The sequence below is a fragment of the Sporosarcina sp. FSL K6-1508 genome (genome assembly GCF_038007465.1).
In the GTDB taxonomy this organism is placed as follows: domain Bacteria; phylum Bacillota; class Bacilli; order Bacillales_A; family Planococcaceae; genus Sporosarcina; species Sporosarcina psychrophila_B.
Genome location: NZ_JBBOXF010000001.1, coordinates 2,979,067 through 2,995,095 on the forward strand (window position 1 = coordinate 2,979,067; position 16,029 = coordinate 2,995,095).

Below are 16,029 nucleotides of genomic sequence, written 5' to 3' on the forward strand. Positions count from 1 at the left end.
ATGGATGAATTTAAGTTTATCCCGAATGAATACTACATCGAAGAAGGACGACGAAGGTTCGCCAGCATTGCAGATTACGCAATTATAACGATAGACGGAGAAGGATACGAATATCCGATTGCTGCAACAGTTGAGCGAGACGGTTTTTTTAAACACTACTTCGAAGTAGAAGACGAACCTGTCGGCAATATCGAGCGTATTGAGCTGTTTACGCAAAGTGGAGCGTCGTTGGGTTCCGGAAATGGCTACATCGAAAAAGGCGACGACGGCTGGCAAATCGCCATTAAGTTGTTTGTTGTATTGAAAGAGGAGGCGAGCGAAGATGCCGGAGCATAACATTGAATTACAAGATTTATTGGACGCTAAATATGACTATAAACCCACCGAATGGTTTGATAAGGTTGATGATCCGGAAAAAGACCGCAGCCATCCAGGGGTGAAATTCACCGCTAAACGCGGTAATAATTTAGAAACAGGAGCAGATCTTGCGCACGACCGAATTAATGACGTTGTTGACTATCTTGAAGATTCGGATCGCACGCAGAAAAACTTGCGCTTCGAATTTCTTTTGCTGAAAGCATCCGTTACAAGTGGACTCACTTCGAATATCTTCGTCGATAATTTTGAGACGTTAGATGGAATCGACTTGAATGCCGGAGCACACGATACTGAGCTACAACGAATTTATTTGCCTTAAAAGAAAGAAGGAGATTGTTTTTGTCACTTCCATCCGCGGATTTAGTTATTTATAAAAAGACCGAAGCGTTGCTATATTTTTCGTACCCGCTGCTGGTCAACTTTCCGAAAGCGGAAAAATTTGCTTTGTCACAAGAAATCAAACAAGCGCTTTATGCTGCAATGCGTTGTATCATGTTGGCGAACAACGTCCGGCATAAGAGGCGGCAATATCAGGAAGAGGTAGATGCTTATCTAAAACTCCTACTCGTCCTGTTTGGCGTTGCCAAGAAACAGAAATTCATTACGCAAAAGAAAAATACCCAAATTCAGCAACAAATTGCTGAGATCGGTCGTATCTTAGGCGGTTGGATGAAATCGAATAAATATTGAATGCATAGGGTTATGACTGTTTGGCTCGAACCGCGCTATCCGTGGCAACAATTCGGCTCGTCAATGGAACAACAATACGTCGTCGAATCGCAATACGAATATCGGTTGGCGCCCCGCCTTGTTAGCTAGAACCACTTTACGATCAGCACGTTTACGGATGTGTTGACATGGCTTTGACTTAACTTCAAGGGAGTCGTAATCCTTCGTCTTTGACGTAAACACATGAATAGTCGTAGCGCCGACCGAAAGGAGCCGTTATGGCGAAAGCTTTTAAATATGATAATTTATATAACAAAATAATTTCTTTTAAAAATCTCGAATACGCATTTTCGCAAGTTACGAAAGGGGATCGCAAATACCAAAAGGATGCAATCCTCTTTTCTATGCTTTTAGACAAGAATCTAGTGGACTTGTGGCACGACCTGAAGTGGGGAAAGTACCAAGTGGGTGAATACATCCGATTTGAAGTATATGAGCCTAAGAGGCGCTGGGTGAGCGCTCCTAGAGTGCGTGATAAGGTCGTTCAGTACGCGACGCACCACATTATCAAACACGTATATGCAAATGTGTTCATTTCGGACTCATTCGCTTGCCTGGAAGAGCGGGGTACACATGCAGCCGTTCATTCAGTTCAGCGGGATATGCGGATTGTGGAAAGGGAATTTCTCGAACCGTGGATTGTTTCTGTGGACGTTTCGAAGTTTTTCTATTCGATAGATAGAGAGATTCTTAAAAAGATTTTACGAAAGAAAATAAAGTGCGCCAAGACGCTTTGGTTGCTCGATCGAATTATCGACAGCAGCCCCGAAGGTGAAACAGGCATACCTCTTGGCAATGTCACGTCACAAGATTTCGCAAACATTTATTTGAATGAAATCGATCAGTATGTAAAACGGCATTTAGGCATTAGATATTATACGAGGTATATGGATGACATGATTGCCGTAGTTGAAGGAAAAGATGCAGCACAGGCCCTCAAGGCGGCGATGTGCTTATTTTTGCGTGATCGATTGAATCTTATTGAAAACCCTAAGAAGTCTCAAATATTCCCCTTAGCGCAGGGTGTGAACGCCTATGGGTACAAGATTTGGACGACGCACCGACTTGTACGGGATCAATCTAAGCGTGCAGTTAAGAGGAGAATTAAGGCGATGAATCGGAAGTTGGAGAACGGAGAAATAGAGCTGCATGACGTGAAACAATCAGTCAATTCATGGATTGGACACGCTCGCCACTCGAACTCTTACAACCTGACGAAAAAGATATTCGCGCCCTACTCTTATGTGAAAATTGAAGGAGATGAGAAATTTGGCAAACGGTGATTTGCATTTACTAGGTACTTTCTACAAAGCTGGAGCGAAGCAGCTGAATCCGACAAATCCGTGGCGCAGCGGGTCTACCCCAGGCGCTGGGAATATCCCTATTTTTAGCGCAGGACAAACGCTAGAAATACGTAACACAGATCCGGACAACGCTTATAAAATCAAGTGGCGAGAAGTGATTGTTGGCGCGAAGAAACTTTTAGTTGCTGACAGAAATATTCTTGAACAGGTATCCTGGGACGACTTGAATGCTCAAGGTTTAATTTTCGGTAAAGAAATTACGATTGATGGACAACAGTACAAATTGCGTGCATTAACAGGCGGTTCTAATTATCGAAGTGGCGATTCATATGCTGGCGGAACTCCAACCGATAATGAATGGGATCAAATTATTGTCAATGAAGCAAATTATGCAGGACTTCCGAAACCTGTGGCAACCGACTTGGATTCTTCCCTGGTTGCAGCTGATAGAACCGGAGCGCACAACCAGTTCTGGAATTGGTACTACATGTATTCTTGGGCGCAAGAGACGTACGCGGCAAATGGCTCGTACCGCGCTGTCCGTGGCGGTTCGGCTCGTCGGTGGAACAACGGTACGTCGTCGACTCGCGGTGCGAGTATCGGTTGGCGCCCCGCACTTGAAGTTCTGAATTCTGCCCCTGTGATCTCAGGCGGAACACAAAACCTCGGGAATAAAACAGGTCCTTTTGCGGTGACTTACCAGGTCTCTGACCCAGAAAATGACGCGGTCAATGTTGTTGAAAAACTGAACACGACAGTCATCCGTACTGCGGCAGGGGTTGCACAAGGAGCGAATCAAGAAATAAATATCACGTTAGCTCAATGGGCGTCCATTCCTTTGAATGTCGAATCGACAATTACTGTCGAGGCGACCGATTCAAAAGGAGCGAAGTCGACCCGCGTTTATACATTTACTAAAACTAACGCGCCACCAACGGCGGTGCCAGTTGAGCCGAAAGGGGATCTCGCTAACCTGGCAATAGTCGCTACGACGACGCCTATTTTCGTTTGGGGATTCCATGACGTCGATACTGGCGACATGCAATCTGCGTATCAATTCATCGTAGAAGATCTTGAAGATAATGTTATCCATGATTCAGGAAAGCAACAATCGGCGCAATCGTTCTATCAATTGCCGTCTCCACTGGATTGGGGCGGTCGCTACAAATGGAGAGTGCGCGTTTGGGATAAATTCGATGTCGCGAGCGAGTATTCGTTCCCTGAATTCATCTTGCCGAACCGAGCGCCGAATATTACGGATGTTCAGCCAGGTAGTAATGATCCGGAAGCTCCGATGGGTGCAGGGCTTTCTCCTGAATTCATTTGGCATTTCGAAGACTTAGACCTGGAAGCGCAAGCGGCGTATAGATTGCGCGTTTACAAAAAATCAGACGATGGCTTGGTTTATGACTCTGCAAAGATCAACAAAAATCTGCAAAAGCACCAGGTGCCAGAAGGCGTACTTGCGGATGGTGTAACGTATTACGCAATTGTTACCGCTTGGGACCCGAACGGTCTTTCAAAAGACGGCGAAAGAGCGTATATCCGAACCAACGCGACTCCGACAGCTCCAATACAAACCGGACCTGTTGATAACTATCGTACAAGCTCAAAACCGACATTTGCCGGAATTATTGGTACCGATCCCGAAAACGATGGACAACACTTCGCTGTGCAAGTAGCGGAAGATGAATCGTTTGAAGTAGGGGTGCTTGAATTCCGCAGCAGTCAAAATCGCGCCGGTTGGCAAGTGAATGGCTTCGACATTCCGGAAGAAGGCGTAAAGAACGACCAACAAGGCCAATCAGTTACGTACGCGATGCAGCTCGATCTCGATACTAACAAGACGTACTACTGGAGGATGGCAGCTGTCGACGCGAGTACGCTTGCACGGGGCAAATGGTCCGCTATTCGCCGTATTCGTTCAGGAAACCGACTGGAATTCCAAATAAAGAATCCGATTTCTACCCAAGTTGTTGCAGCTCGCCGTATCTTATTTGCGGCGGACTACCAATTGCCGACGGATGGCAGTAACAAGGCGACGATTGAAGTTGAGTTTTCTAACAATGCGCTTGACGTAACTCCGACGTGGGAAGACGCAACGGCGGAATTTTTATCAATGGACTACTATAATTTCACGAACACCGAAAAAACGGCAACGAATTTTGCGATTGGTGTGAGATTGGTGATAAAAGCAAACGATTCAACGGCTCCGATTAGCGTCGAAGCGATTGGACTTACATTCGATTAAAAAGGAGTGGATAAAATGCGTCCGATTGTACAAACGGAACTCAATACTATCCGGCACCAGGAAGAACAATTGAAAGCGAAAGACGCCCAGCTGCAAAGTTTGGGCTTTTCCCTTGCGCAAGAAAAGGCAAAGGGTTTACAGAAGGATGCTCAAATCAGTCAATTGGGGCAAGAATTAACACAAATGAAGATTGATATATTGATGCTGAAGGGAAGTGTAGGGCAATGACTTTTTGGGAGAATGCTTTCTTGTGGGGTTGGGCAGATGTCGCGCTGCTTCGGATGGTTGTAAAAACAGAACAAATGCCATTCGGGGAAATCACGAAAGAAGATTTCAAGAGAATCACGGGGGAAGACTTCGATTCAGAAGTTCCGGCCGAGTAAAAAATGACCATAGTTGATTTATCTGAACACGTTTTGAGAGAAAAGGTTCCAGGAGACTCTAAAGCGCTTTTGCTCAACGTGATAACAGCCCAAGAAGATTTAATTCACGCGCAAAACGAAGCTATGTGCAGCTTGCTTAACGAGACGATGGAACAGGAAGCCATAATTAATGAATTAATGAAAAAGAAGTCAGATGATTGAAGGCGCCCTTTTCGAGGGGCGTTCTTTTTAAATTTCTCGGAAGGGGCGATTAGATGATGCCTGCAAACGAACGCTTAGATGCACATGATAAACGATTGCAACAGCATAGCGACAGGTTGCAACAATTGGAAATGTGGGATAAGGACAAACACAAGCGTTTGAAACTCGTAGAAGTAGACAATGAACAACAGGAGCGTCGTTTGAACGAAGTTGAACAAAACTACACGAAACTTGAAAACACAATACTCACTGAAAATAGAGAAACTCGCAATTTTTTTCAGACGACAATGGATAAGCAATGGCAGTTGATTACACTACGCGATTCCCAAAAACATGAAGTCACCATGTCAAAGCAAGAATTAGCTAAAACGAAATTCGAAAGATGGAGTGACATAATCCTTAAACTAGTTGGCGCGGGCGGAATTATTTATATTCTGCTTCAATCATTTGTTAATTGAAAGGAGAGAGGACATTGGCAGCGGTATTAATTTTTGCGACTGTTCTTGCGCCGGTTATTTTAGCGGCAGTTCAGTTGGCTAAACAAACAATGAACATTAAAAAGAACTATATTCCGCTTATTGCATTTGTAATCGGAATTGCTATCGGGTTCGCGGCGTCACCGTTCACTGAATTGGATCTGACATTGAGATTATGGGCGGGTGGATTAGCCGGACTTTCAGCGACAGGGTTATTCGAACTTGGAAATAAACATGACGGAAATACGAAGGAAAACGAATAATGAGCTTTATTGATGAATTAGCGCCGTTTGCTACCAAACACGGAATTGCGAACGGCGTTTTGCCGTCGTTGATAATAGCGCAGGGAATACTGGAAAGTGCAAGTGGAACGAGTGAATTGGCTAAGAATGCGAATAATCTTTTTGGTATCAAGGCAGGAAGTGGTTGGGGCGGAGAAACTTACGTAAAAGGGACCTTAGAACATGACGTGAACGGAAATGTCCAACCAATTATTGCTGATTTTAGAAAATATCCAAGTTATGAAGGCTGCGTAATAGATTTGGTCCATAAATACGCCAATGGCACGGGTTGGGAATCGCACAATAGATATGCGGCCGTTCTCAATCAAAGGGATTATAAAAAAGCGACAGCAGCAGTAAAGGCGGCAGGGTATGCGACAGACGTTAACTACCCGATCAAACTTAATAAATTGATAGAACAGTATGATCTAAATAAATACGACAAGGGTGTGGTGCAAGTGGTGCAAACAGTAAAAATCGCATTTGACGCCGGGCACGCAATTAACACAGCGGGCAAGCGTACGCCGGATGGAGAACGGGAGTGGACGTTTAATGATAAGGTGCTGCGTGCTGCTGAAGTAAAGTTGAACACCTACCAGGGCGTGCAGATCCTTAGACTCGATGACTCAACAGGTAAGACGGATATACCCTTAAAAACTCGCACGGACAAAGCCAACGCGTGGAGGGCGGATGCCCTTGTTTCAATCCATCATAATGCCAATACGGGTAAATGGGGAACATGGGGAGGCGTAGAGACATACGTAGACCCAACAGCCAGTAAAGCGTCGAAGGAAATCGCTAAACTCGTACAGCCTCGCATCGTTAAAGCGATGGGGCTGCGTGATCGTGGTGTCAAAGTGAAGAATTTGCACATGACACGAGAATCAAGTATGCCAGCGATCTTGACGGAAGGCGGTTTCATGGATTCCACGACAGACATAAATGCATTAAGAAATGACGCCAGGTTAAAAGCCCAGGGCGAAGCAATTGCAGAAGGTTTGGTAGCTCACTTCAAGTTGCAACCGAAAGAAGTTGAACCTGCGAAGTCGGAAGCGCCAAAAAAGGAGGTAGGTTACTTGGAACTAGCGCAATCACAAAAAGACGAGATGGCAAAAGTTTATAAACATGCGCGCGCGAAAGGAATATTTTCATCCGAGGAACATGAAACTGATGTGAAGTCCGGAAAGATGACTGTTTCGAAAGCTGTGTATCTCGCGACATTAATTGCTGGCGCTGCCGCGAATAATGATACCCGCGTTAAGTGACACTTGGCCAACAGAAGAATGCTGTTACACCGACGTTTGCGAAGTGGCCACATCACAGTTAAATAAGAACAAAGTAAAAGGCGATCACTCCGAAATTCCGGAATGGTCGCCTTTTTTGTTTTACAGCTCGATGTCGTATATATATTTTTCGTTTCCGAAGTGCATCATCGGCTTGAATTCCAATTCCAACTTTTCTCCGTCGGCTGGATAAGCTACTTGGCCGTCAATTGAACGTCCAGGAGAAATTGCGTCCATCGTAACATTACCGACCGCTAACGTTTCAACTTTTTTCCCGTCAACATAAAATGAGAAGTCCATGCCTACCGGGTAATCTGCATCTGAATTATTTTCAACCGTGAAGTCGATGATAATCGCGCGTTCAGGATTAACTTCGTCGAATTCATTTCTTTCGTCTGTAACTGACACTTTCGTCACTGTAACAGTAATATCATCGATAGTAGCAGCGTCTCCGACTTTCAGATTCTTGCTTTCTTCTACCTCTTCAGCTGGCGCATCTACTTTTTCGGTTTCCGCAGGAGCCTTGTCATCCGCTTTAGGAGCACTTGCGCTATCTGTACCTTCCGTTTCCCCGCAAGCCGCTAGAGCAAGTACCAGTGATAGCATTAATAACATCATAAGTTTCTTCATCGTTGTCATTCCTCCAAAAGTTTGATAGTTACATAGTACGACAAATAAAACTAATTGGCTATACTTGGTGAAAAAGAAATCCGCTTCCTGTTGTGGATAACTGCAAATAAAAACAGGCAGCCGCGACCGACCACCTGTTTTAGTTATTGATTTCAAATAGAATATGTTATCATAATCCACGTATAGAATAGAACGAAAGAAGGTCATTATACATGAAAGATGAAAGCGTACGAAAAGTGAGCCTATTTACTTTAGGTTGCAAAGTGAATCATTATGAAACTGAGGCAATCTGGCAACTTTTCAAAGAAGCCGGATACGACCGCGGTGATTTCGAAAAGGACTCCGATGTTTATGTCATTAATACATGTACTGTGACGAATACTGGTGATAAGAAAAGCCGACAAGTCATTCGTCGTGCTGTTCGAAAAAATCCGGATGCTGTTATTTGTGTAACAGGTTGTTATGCACAAACATCTCCTGCAGAAATCATGGCGATTCCAGGTGTAGATATCGTTGTCGGCACACAAGACCGGACAAAACTACTTGGACTAATCGATGACTTCCGTACGGAACGGCAGCCAATCAATGCTGTCCGCAACATTATGAAAAACAGGGTTTATGAAGAACTAGATGTCCCTGCTTTTACGGATCGCACGCGTGCGTCTCTCAAAATCCAAGAGGGATGCAATAACTTCTGTACGTTCTGCATTATTCCGTGGGCGAGGGGACTTATGCGCTCGCGCGATCCTCAAGAAGTCATTCGTCAGGCGCAACAACTTGTGGATGCTGGGTATCTTGAGCTTGTTTTAACGGGCATTCACACGGGCGGCTATGGAGAAGATCTGAAAGATTACAATCTTGCACGTTTGCTCCGTGATCTTGAAGCACAAGTCAAAGGACTGAAGCGTCTTCGTATCAGTTCGATTGAAGCGAGTCAGCTGACGGATGAAGTAATTGATGTTTTGCGCGATTCAACTACCATCGTCCGCCATTTACACATTCCAATCCAGTCGGGTTCTGATACAGTTCTGAAACGTATGCGGCGGAAGTATACAATGGCATTTTTCGCAGAACGTCTGGACAGACTTCGTGAAGCGCTACCGCAACTGGCAATCACTTCGGACGTCATCGTTGGTTTCCCTGGTGAAACGGAAGAAGAGTTTATGGAAACGTATAACTTCATCCGTGACCACCGATTCTCAGAACTGCATGTATTTCCTTATTCAAAACGGACAGGGACTCCTGCTGCAAGAATGGATGACCAGGTTCCTGAGGATGTGAAAAATGAACGTGTTCATCGCTTGATTGAATTGAACGATCAGCTGGCGAAACAGTATGCGTCAACATTTGAAAATGAAGTGCTTGAAGTTATTCCAGAAGAGAAATACAAACTTGATCCGGACAGCGGTCTTTATGAAGGATATTCGGATAACTATTTAAAAGTTGTTCTTCCCGCTGATGAATCTATGGTGGGTAAAATTGTTCGTGTGAAAATTGTACAAGCAGGCTATCCATACAATAAAGGACAGTTTGTCCGCGTTATTGAGGAAGAAACTCAGCTTGTTTAATTACATTCCTTTGAAAGCTGAGCAGGCCCTTTTATGGGTAGCTCAGCTTTTTCCGTGCAGAAATCAATTGTTCTTGATATGATGTGAGAAGTACGGACAACTCGAGGAGGTATTCATTTGAATACAAATTTTGCAACTTATATTGATCACACATTATTAAAAGCGGACGCGGCGAAAACAGAAATTACAGCACTATGTGAAGAGGCACGAAAATACACATTTGCATCCGTTTGTGTAAATCCGACTTGGGTTAAAACAGCAGCGGATATGCTAGAAGGATCACCTGTGAAAGTATGTACAGTTATTGGTTTTCCTCTAGGTACTTCAACATCCGAAGTTAAGGCGTTCGAAACTGGAGATGCAATTACAAATGGAGCAACTGAAATTGATATGGTTATTAATATCGGTGCTCTTCGCAGTGGCGATGATGAAACTGTGAAAAAAGATATTGAAGCTGTTGTACATGCGGCAAAAGGGAAAGCCATTGTCAAAGTGATTATCGAAACGTCCCTTTTGACGGATATCGAAAAAAGAAAAGCATGTGAACTTTCGGTCCTTGCAGGTGCCGATTTTGTGAAAACATCGACAGGTTTCTCAACAGGCGGTGCGACAGAAGAAGACGTTAAACTAATGAGGGCAGTGGTCGGACCAGATATGGGCGTCAAAGCATCAGGCGGTGTCCGAAACTTAGAAGACATGAAGAAAATGATTGATGCAGGGGCTACAAGAATCGGTGCAAGTTCTGGGGTCCAGATTATGCAAGGGCTAGAATCTAAATCCGATTATTAATTTGAAAGTTTTATATTGACCTATAGTTAAATCCGCGGTATAATTTATGAGTACATGGCACTTGGTCGTGTTCTAGAAGTGTGTTTGGAGGGAGGGACAAGAGATATGTCGAAAACTGTTGTTCGTAAAAACGAATCGCTTGAAGATGCTCTTCGCCGCTTCAAACGTACTGTATCCAAAAGTGGAACAATACAAGAGGTAAGAAAGCGTGAGTTTTATGATAAGCCGAGTGAAAAACGTAAAAAGAAATCTGAAGCTGCAAGGAAACGTAAATTCTGATTTCCTGTGGTGATGAGTTCGACCTTGTTTTAAATTTAAAATTTGGTAAACCGGAAAATCCTTTATGGGTTTTCCGGTTTATTTGTTTTATGAAGAAACATAATCTTTTTTAAAGAAAATGAAACTTCCGAGCTTTTGGAACGTATAAAGATATATAATAGATTATATAGAGAGAGGTGAAAAATACTATGCGTAAAATGATAGGAAGAGTTCTTCTGTTCATTTTATTCGTTTCCGTGTTCGCGTTCCCACTCTTAGAAACAGGAGCTGCAACTTCTAAGGTATATAAAGTTCCAGTTGAAAATGTGGTTGAGAAAGGATTGTATGCTTTTCTGCAACGGTCATTCACTGAAGCTAAAGAGGCGAAGGCAGAGGCCATTATCCTAGAGATTAATACGCCGGGTGGCTTTACTGATGCAGCTGACCAAATTGCCAAGCTTATGGATGAGAGTGACTTGAGAGTAATCGCTTACATTAATAATAAAGCGATGTCTGCCGGTGCTTTCATTGCCCTTCATGCAGATGAGATTTATATGGCGCCAACCGCAACAATGGGAGCTGCACAAGTAATCGATTCTGAAGGAAATGCGGCCGGTGTCAAAGCGCAGAGTGCCTGGGTTGCAGATATGATAACTGCCGCTGAGTCAAAAGGAAGAAAACCGATATACGCAGAGGCGATGGCAGATCCCGACATAGATTTACATGATTACCGGGCTGGAGTAGGAAAACTGCTGACGCTTAAAGCAGATGAAGCGAAAAAGGTCGGATATAGTGAAGAAACAGTGGCATCTTTCAATGAATTACGAAAAGTTACAGGTCTTGAAAACGCAGAAATCATTTCAACTAGTGAAACATTTACTGAAAAAATTGCGCGTTTCATTACGAACCCAGTCGTGGTACCTATCCTTTTATCAATAGCTGGATTGGGATTTGTACTTGAACTGTATTCTCCAGGATTCGGTGTGCCTGGAACGATGGCAGGGATTTCATTAATTTTATTTTTCTACGGGCACCTTGTTGCCGGGCTTGCAGGTTATGAAACGATTATCCTGTTTCTAATAGGGGTCGTTCTCATCGTAGCGGAATTCTTCTTGCCCCATGGTATAGCAGGGGTCATTGGAACGCTCGCAATTATTGGTAGTATCATTATGGCGGGCGGCAATCCTGTGTATATGGCGATTTCTGTCCTTATCGCGGTTGCTATCGCTGTTATAGGGATGGTGATTATTATGAAATTTTTCGGTAAAAAATTGCACTTGCTCAACAAAGTTGTATTGATGGATACAACTGATACAGAAAGTGGCTATGTTTCGAATGTGAACAGAATTGAATTGCTTGGGCGCATTGCAAAAACATCGACTGCGCTGAGACCATCGGGTGCAATTGAGTTAGATGGTGAACGAATCGATGTCGTTTCTGAAGGAAGCTACATTGCTAAAGGAATAAGTGTTATCATTGTAAAGGTTGAAGGTTCCCGGGTTGTAGTAAGGGAATCAGTAGAAAAGGGGGAAATTAAATAATGGCAGAACTTTTTGGTGCAGGAAGTGTAGTTACAATCATTGCAATAGCATTTGTGGCAATCCTCATATTGTCGGTATTTTTCACACTCGTCCCTGTGACGCTGTGGATTTCAGCAATGGCGGCAGGCGTCAGAGTAAGTATTTTCACACTGATTGGTATGCGTCTTCGCCGGGTAATCCCGAGTCGGATTGTTAATCCACTCATTAAAGCTCATAAAGCTGGACTTGATGTTTCAATTAATCAGCTTGAAAGTCACTATCTTGCAGGAGGGAACGTTGACCGTGTCGTCAATGCGTTAATTGCTGCACATCGTGCAAATATCGAACTTACATTTGAACGTGCAGCGGCTATCGATCTTGCTGGCCGTGACGTTTTGGAAGCAGTTCAAATGTCGGTTAACCCGAAAGTTATTGAGACACCATTCATCGCGGGTGTGGCAATGAACGGGATTGAAGTAAAAGCAAAAGCTCGTATTACAGTACGTGCCAATATCGACCGTCTTGTCGGTGGTGCTGGTGAAGAGACAATCGTTGCACGTGTTGGTGAAGGGATCATCTCAACAATCGGTTCATCTATTGACCATGCAAAAGTATTAGAAAACCCAGATATGATTTCTCAAACTGTTTTAGCAAAAGGGCTTGACTCCGGTACTGCATTTGAAATTCTATCAATTGATATTGCAGACGTTGACATCGGCAAAAACATCGGTGCGGAACTACAAACTGAACAAGCAATGGCCGATAAAAACATTGCGCAGGCAAAAGCTGAAGAACGCCGTGCAATGGCTGTTGCAAGTGAACAAGAAATGAAAGCGAAAGTTGAAGAGATGCGTGCGAAAGTTGTCAGTGCTGAAGCGGAAGTTCCGCTCGCTATGGCAGAAGCGTTACGTCAAGGTAATATTGGTGTTATGGATTATGTGAATTATAAAAATATCCAGGCAGACACAGGAATGCGAGATTCCATTAGCAACTTTGGTGGAAATCGAGATGATTCAGAAATTAAGAAGGACTAATAATTGAGAAGCCATTTCCTGGAAAGGGGATGCACGGATGGAACAGATAATCATTATTATCATTATGGCTGTTGTCGGATCTATTTTTAACAGTAAGAGCAAGAAAAAGGAACCGGCAAAGGGGCCGCAGTCTAAGCCATTCACGGCAACAGGCGGTACTCCTGACAGCCCGACAACTAAATTAAAAGAGATGTCTAAAGAGTTGTACCGTGAATTGCAGAAAGAGATGGCAGGGGAAGACCCAGAACCACCTAGTCGCCAATTGCAAAGACAGCAAAAGACACCAACTCCACTTGCTATTGAAGAGGCAAAACCTTCGAGATCAACTAATGAGAGAAAAGAACGGACTGATTCTTCGTCGAATCGTCACACCGAACGTCCCGATTCTTCAGTAAATCGACATAGTGGAAGATTGTCTGCACATGGCGGTAAACGTCAACCTGCCACAGCTATGGAGTCGCATAACTTAATGCCGAAAAATCAGAATGACCTATTGAAAGGCATTGTATTCTCTGAAATTTTTGGTCCGCCAAAATCAAAACAATAAGCATTGACCCCCTATCCGAATCATACGATGTGGATAGGGGGTTTTATATTTTGAGGAAACTATTTAATACGGGTTCATCAGTTACGATTGAAGATTTCACTACTTTAAGGGTTAATGGTCCTTACTCTTTGTTGAAACTTGGCCCCGATTTTGCAATCATCAGCAGTGGAGAATACAGAATTGAAGCTTCAGGCAGTGACTTGACGGTCGAAACGCTATCAGAAGAAGTAGCTGTCTTTACATTCACCTCAATTACTTCCATGAATGTGACGACGGGTACAGACAGGGAATCCGCATATGATGCGTAAACGATTTGAAGTTAAACTATCAGGTGATGGGAATCTGCCGGGATTGTTAACTAAACTTATTACAACAAGGACAAAAATTGCATCGTTATCTGTCGTAGATGGTGTAGCGCGTTTTCAGACTGACCGTAATGGGCTTAGGGTTATCCGCCGCAACAGAAGACATTATCGTTTAAAAGCGGAGATTAAAGTTGCCGGAATTGAGTCAGGCTCCAACCGTATCTTTTCTTCCAAACGATTCCTGATTGCCTGTCTTATTCCATTCGGTGCTTCATTCTTCCTGTGGACTGTAGATATCGAATCGAATATACCGGAAGTCGTGGATCGAATTGATAAGAAATTAGATAAAATATCAATTGTTCCGTTAAAACCTTTGGCATCGATTCCTGATGAGGGGGAAATTCGACGTGAACTGATGCTTGATGATCCAGCTTTATCTTGGGTTCGATTTGAACGAGTGGGTACGTCACTCACAGTGATCCCTATGCTTTCTCCTCCCTCAAATGACAAAATTGAAAAAGATGGACCACCATCAGATCTTGTAGCACGTACAGGGGGCGTTATAACCCGTTTTGAATTAAAAAAGGGGGAAAGGGTAGGACGTGTTCATCAGACTGTAAAGGAAGGGGACGTGCTTGCCACGGGCATACTTGAACAGGGTGATAAAACGACAATTGTCGGAGCAGATGGAGCCGTATATGCAGATTACTGGGTTGAATATTCATTTAGTTTACCAAAAAAGATAGATTTCCAATTGCAAGGCGAGGAAATCGTCGACTACACATTTAAACTGCCGTGGGATCAGCAGGACGAAACGGGGCGTTTTCCTTGGTCCTTTGTTAAGACCGATAGGTATATGAAAGAAACAGCAGGACAGTTTGAATTGAAAAAAGGCATGGAGGAAACAGTGCTTATTCCACTGCTAAAAAACAAACTTTTATCAGATTCTTTTTCAAAAGCAATTATTTTAGATGAAAAAGTTTTACACGTGACATTCGATAATGATAAAGTTAGTGGGACTATATTGTTTCTTATCAATGACAATATTGCTGTCAAAAGACTGATTCCCAAGGAGACTGAGCCTATTGGATGAGCAAATGATTCAACTGCATGTCGAAGACCCTAATGAAGCGGTCATGCTTCTCGGAATGTCTGACCAAAATATGAAGTTGATCGAAGAAGAGCTGGACGTTTCAATCATGACACGCGGAGAAACGATTTCGCTCAATGGTGAAGAAGAAAATAGGAGTTCAGCTAAAGTGCTTTTAGAACAATTGCTGAAAGTAATCCGTAAAGGAATTAATATCAATCAACGGGACGTCTCGACAGCGCTCGAGATGGTGAAAAGCGGCACAATCGAGTACTTTGCAGAATTGTACGATGAAGAAATTTCAAGGAATATGAAAGGGAAAGCGATTCGCGCCAAAACAATTGGCCAGCGTGAATATGTTAATGCTGTCCGTACGAGAGATCTGGTATTCTGTATCGGACCTGCTGGAACGGGGAAAACATATTTAGCGGTTGTACTAGCTGTTCTTGCCATGAAGACCGGTTCAGCGAAACGAATTATTCTGACGCGTCCTGCAGTCGAGGCAGGAGAGAGCCTGGGCTTCCTTCCTGGCGACTTGAAAGAAAAAGTGGACCCATATCTGCGTCCGCTTTACGATGCACTGCACGATGTCCTGGGAGCAGAACAAACGGATAGGCTTATGGAACGGGGAGTCATTGAAATTGCACCGCTCGCTTATATGAGGGGACGGACGCTCGATGATGCATTTATTATTCTCGATGAAGCTCAGAATACGACAAAAGCGCAGATGAAAATGTTTTTAACACGACTGGGCTTTGGTTCGAAAATGGTGATCAATGGAGATAAAACGCAAATCGACTTACCGAGGGGTACTGAATCGGGATTGATTGTTGCAGAATCAATACTTAAAAAAGTCGGCGATATCCATTTCCAATATCTGGAGCAAGGGGATGTTGTGCGCCATCCGCTCGTTGCTAAAATAATTGAAGCATATGAACAAGAGCAGTCATAGTAAGTGACTGCTTTTTCTTTAGTATCTAGCTGCTCTACTAATAGATAGAG

General features: G+C 43.6%; 22 protein-coding genes. 21 read left to right on the forward strand and 1 reads right to left on the reverse strand.

Going from position 1 to position 16,029, the window contains the following annotated elements; all coding sequences use genetic code 11:
- The 12 genes from MKZ11_RS14950 (at position 1) to MKZ11_RS15005 (ending at position 7,268) form a co-directional block, all read left to right on the forward strand.
- On the forward strand, positions 1-336 hold the full coding sequence (locus tag MKZ11_RS14950) for a hypothetical protein (RefSeq protein WP_340795193.1): 336 nt from the start codon (positions 1-3) through the stop codon (positions 334-336).
- Complete coding sequence (locus MKZ11_RS14955) at positions 323-697, forward strand: hypothetical protein (protein ID WP_340795194.1); 375 nt, start codon at positions 323-325, stop codon at positions 695-697. The genes MKZ11_RS14950 and MKZ11_RS14955 overlap by 14 nt, the downstream gene beginning before the upstream one ends.
- Before the next feature lie 20 nt (positions 698-717).
- On the forward strand, positions 718-1,068 hold the full coding sequence (gene avd / locus MKZ11_RS14960; RefSeq protein WP_340795195.1) for a diversity-generating retroelement protein Avd: 351 nt from the start codon (positions 718-720) through the stop codon (positions 1,066-1,068).
- Entirely contained in the window at positions 1,069-1,197 is a 129-nt protein-coding gene (locus MKZ11_RS14965) for a hypothetical protein (RefSeq protein ID WP_340795196.1), read from the forward strand.
- Between the two features lie 128 nt (positions 1,198-1,325).
- A complete protein-coding gene (locus MKZ11_RS14970; RefSeq protein ID WP_340795197.1) occupies positions 1,326-2,390 on the forward strand; it encodes an RNA-directed DNA polymerase in 1,065 nt (354 codons plus the stop codon).
- Entirely contained in the window at positions 2,377-4,662 is a 2,286-nt protein-coding gene (locus tag MKZ11_RS14975) for a glycoside hydrolase family 78 protein (protein ID WP_340795198.1), read from the forward strand. Before MKZ11_RS14970 ends, MKZ11_RS14975 begins: the two co-directional genes overlap by 14 nt.
- Positions 4,663-4,668: 6 nt before the next feature.
- On the forward strand, positions 4,669-4,890 hold the full coding sequence (locus MKZ11_RS14980; protein WP_445327002.1) for a hypothetical protein: 222 nt from the start codon (positions 4,669-4,671) through the stop codon (positions 4,888-4,890).
- Positions 4,887-5,045: an XkdX family protein gene (locus tag MKZ11_RS14985; RefSeq protein WP_340795199.1), complete on the forward strand. Its 159-nt coding sequence runs from the start codon at positions 4,887-4,889 to the stop codon at positions 5,043-5,045. The genes MKZ11_RS14980 and MKZ11_RS14985 overlap by 4 nt, the downstream gene beginning before the upstream one ends.
- Before the next feature lie 3 nt (positions 5,046-5,048).
- Positions 5,049-5,246 carry a hypothetical protein gene (locus tag MKZ11_RS14990; protein WP_340795200.1) on the forward strand — a complete coding sequence of 66 codons (198 nt, stop codon included), beginning with the start codon at positions 5,049-5,051 and terminating at the stop codon, positions 5,244-5,246.
- 53 nt (positions 5,247-5,299) lie between these two features.
- Positions 5,300-5,704, forward strand: coding sequence for a hypothetical protein (locus MKZ11_RS14995; protein ID WP_340795201.1), 405 nt, complete (start codon positions 5,300-5,302; stop codon positions 5,702-5,704).
- Between the two features lie 14 nt (positions 5,705-5,718).
- Positions 5,719-5,985, forward strand: a complete 267-nt coding sequence (locus MKZ11_RS15000) for a holin (RefSeq protein ID WP_340795202.1) — start codon at positions 5,719-5,721, stop codon at positions 5,983-5,985.
- Positions 5,985-7,268: an N-acetylmuramoyl-L-alanine amidase gene (locus MKZ11_RS15005; RefSeq protein ID WP_340795203.1), complete on the forward strand. Its 1,284-nt coding sequence runs from the start codon at positions 5,985-5,987 to the stop codon at positions 7,266-7,268. Before MKZ11_RS15000 ends, MKZ11_RS15005 begins: the two co-directional genes overlap by 1 nt.
- Before the next feature lie 120 nt (positions 7,269-7,388).
- On the opposite strand, the gene MKZ11_RS15010 is transcribed toward MKZ11_RS15005, so the two are convergent.
- The gene (locus MKZ11_RS15010) at positions 7,389-7,916 is read right to left on the reverse strand and encodes a DUF4352 domain-containing protein (RefSeq protein ID WP_340795204.1); all 528 of its coding nucleotides are present in this window, start codon (positions 7,914-7,916) and stop codon (positions 7,389-7,391) included.
- Positions 7,917-8,128: 212 nt separating this feature from the next.
- Here MKZ11_RS15010 and mtaB point away from each other — a divergent pair, with 212 nt between their 5' ends.
- The 9 genes from mtaB (at position 8,129) to MKZ11_RS15055 (ending at position 15,979) form a co-directional block, all read left to right on the forward strand.
- Positions 8,129-9,484, forward strand: coding sequence for a tRNA (N(6)-L-threonylcarbamoyladenosine(37)-C(2))-methylthiotransferase MtaB (gene mtaB, locus MKZ11_RS15015; protein ID WP_340795205.1), 1,356 nt, complete (start codon positions 8,129-8,131; stop codon positions 9,482-9,484).
- Positions 9,485-9,601: 117 nt separating this feature from the next.
- Positions 9,602-10,273 (forward strand): deoxyribose-phosphate aldolase, encoded by a 672-nt coding sequence (gene deoC / locus MKZ11_RS15020; protein ID WP_340795206.1) that lies wholly within the window; start codon positions 9,602-9,604, stop codon positions 10,271-10,273.
- 105 nt (positions 10,274-10,378) lie between these two features.
- Entirely contained in the window at positions 10,379-10,552 is a 174-nt protein-coding gene (rpsU, locus tag MKZ11_RS15025) for a 30S ribosomal protein S21 (RefSeq protein ID WP_067208368.1), read from the forward strand.
- Between the two features lie 188 nt (positions 10,553-10,740).
- Positions 10,741-12,072 carry an NfeD family protein gene (locus MKZ11_RS15030; RefSeq protein WP_340795207.1) on the forward strand — a complete coding sequence of 444 codons (1,332 nt, stop codon included), beginning with the start codon at positions 10,741-10,743 and terminating at the stop codon, positions 12,070-12,072.
- Positions 12,072-13,085, forward strand: coding sequence for a flotillin-like protein FloA (gene floA, locus MKZ11_RS15035; protein ID WP_340795208.1), 1,014 nt, complete (start codon positions 12,072-12,074; stop codon positions 13,083-13,085). The genes MKZ11_RS15030 and floA overlap by 1 nt, the downstream gene beginning before the upstream one ends.
- A gap of 37 nt (positions 13,086-13,122) precedes the next feature.
- The gene (locus MKZ11_RS15040; protein ID WP_340795209.1) at positions 13,123-13,632 is read left to right on the forward strand and encodes a hypothetical protein; all 510 of its coding nucleotides are present in this window, start codon (positions 13,123-13,125) and stop codon (positions 13,630-13,632) included.
- 50 nt (positions 13,633-13,682) lie between these two features.
- A complete protein-coding gene (locus MKZ11_RS15045) occupies positions 13,683-13,940 on the forward strand; it encodes a hypothetical protein (RefSeq protein WP_340795210.1) in 258 nt (85 codons plus the stop codon).
- Positions 13,930-15,030 carry a sporulation protein YqfD gene (locus MKZ11_RS15050; RefSeq protein WP_340795211.1) on the forward strand — a complete coding sequence of 367 codons (1,101 nt, stop codon included), beginning with the start codon at positions 13,930-13,932 and terminating at the stop codon, positions 15,028-15,030. Before MKZ11_RS15045 ends, MKZ11_RS15050 begins: the two co-directional genes overlap by 11 nt.
- Before the next feature lie 4 nt (positions 15,031-15,034).
- Positions 15,035-15,979, forward strand: a complete 945-nt coding sequence (locus MKZ11_RS15055) for a PhoH family protein (protein ID WP_445327051.1) — start codon at positions 15,035-15,037, stop codon at positions 15,977-15,979.
- The last annotated feature ends 50 nt before the right edge of the window (positions 15,980-16,029 follow it).

Coding starts and splice junctions, on each gene's coding strand:
- MKZ11_RS14950 (WP_340795193.1), top strand. CDS start 1: ATGGATGAATTTAAGTTTATCCCGAATGAATACTACATCGAAGAAGGA.
- MKZ11_RS14955 (WP_340795194.1), top strand. CDS start 323: ATGCCGGAGCATAACATTGAATTACAAGATTTATTGGACGCTAAATAT.
- MKZ11_RS14965 (WP_340795196.1), top strand. CDS start 1,069: ATGCATAGGGTTATGACTGTTTGGCTCGAACCGCGCTATCCGTGGCAA.
- MKZ11_RS14970 (WP_340795197.1), top strand. CDS start 1,326: ATGGCGAAAGCTTTTAAATATGATAATTTATATAACAAAATAATTTCT.
- MKZ11_RS14985 (WP_340795199.1), top strand. CDS start 4,887: ATGACTTTTTGGGAGAATGCTTTCTTGTGGGGTTGGGCAGATGTCGCG.
- MKZ11_RS14990 (WP_340795200.1), top strand. CDS start 5,049: ATGACCATAGTTGATTTATCTGAACACGTTTTGAGAGAAAAGGTTCCA.
- MKZ11_RS14995 (WP_340795201.1), top strand. CDS start 5,300: ATGATGCCTGCAAACGAACGCTTAGATGCACATGATAAACGATTGCAA.
- MKZ11_RS15005 (WP_340795203.1), top strand. CDS start 5,985: ATGAGCTTTATTGATGAATTAGCGCCGTTTGCTACCAAACACGGAATT.
- MKZ11_RS15010 (WP_340795204.1), bottom strand. CDS start 7,916: ATGAAGAAACTTATGATGTTATTAATGCTATCACTGGTACTTGCTCTA.
- mtaB (WP_340795205.1), top strand. CDS start 8,129: ATGAAAGATGAAAGCGTACGAAAAGTGAGCCTATTTACTTTAGGTTGC.
- rpsU (WP_067208368.1), top strand. CDS start 10,379: ATGTCGAAAACTGTTGTTCGTAAAAACGAATCGCTTGAAGATGCTCTT.
- MKZ11_RS15030 (WP_340795207.1), top strand. CDS start 10,741: ATGCGTAAAATGATAGGAAGAGTTCTTCTGTTCATTTTATTCGTTTCC.
- floA (WP_340795208.1), top strand. CDS start 12,072: ATGGCAGAACTTTTTGGTGCAGGAAGTGTAGTTACAATCATTGCAATA.
- MKZ11_RS15040 (WP_340795209.1), top strand. CDS start 13,123: ATGGAACAGATAATCATTATTATCATTATGGCTGTTGTCGGATCTATT.
- MKZ11_RS15050 (WP_340795211.1), top strand. CDS start 13,930: ATGATGCGTAAACGATTTGAAGTTAAACTATCAGGTGATGGGAATCTG.
- MKZ11_RS15055 (WP_445327051.1), top strand. CDS start 15,035: ATGATTCAACTGCATGTCGAAGACCCTAATGAAGCGGTCATGCTTCTC.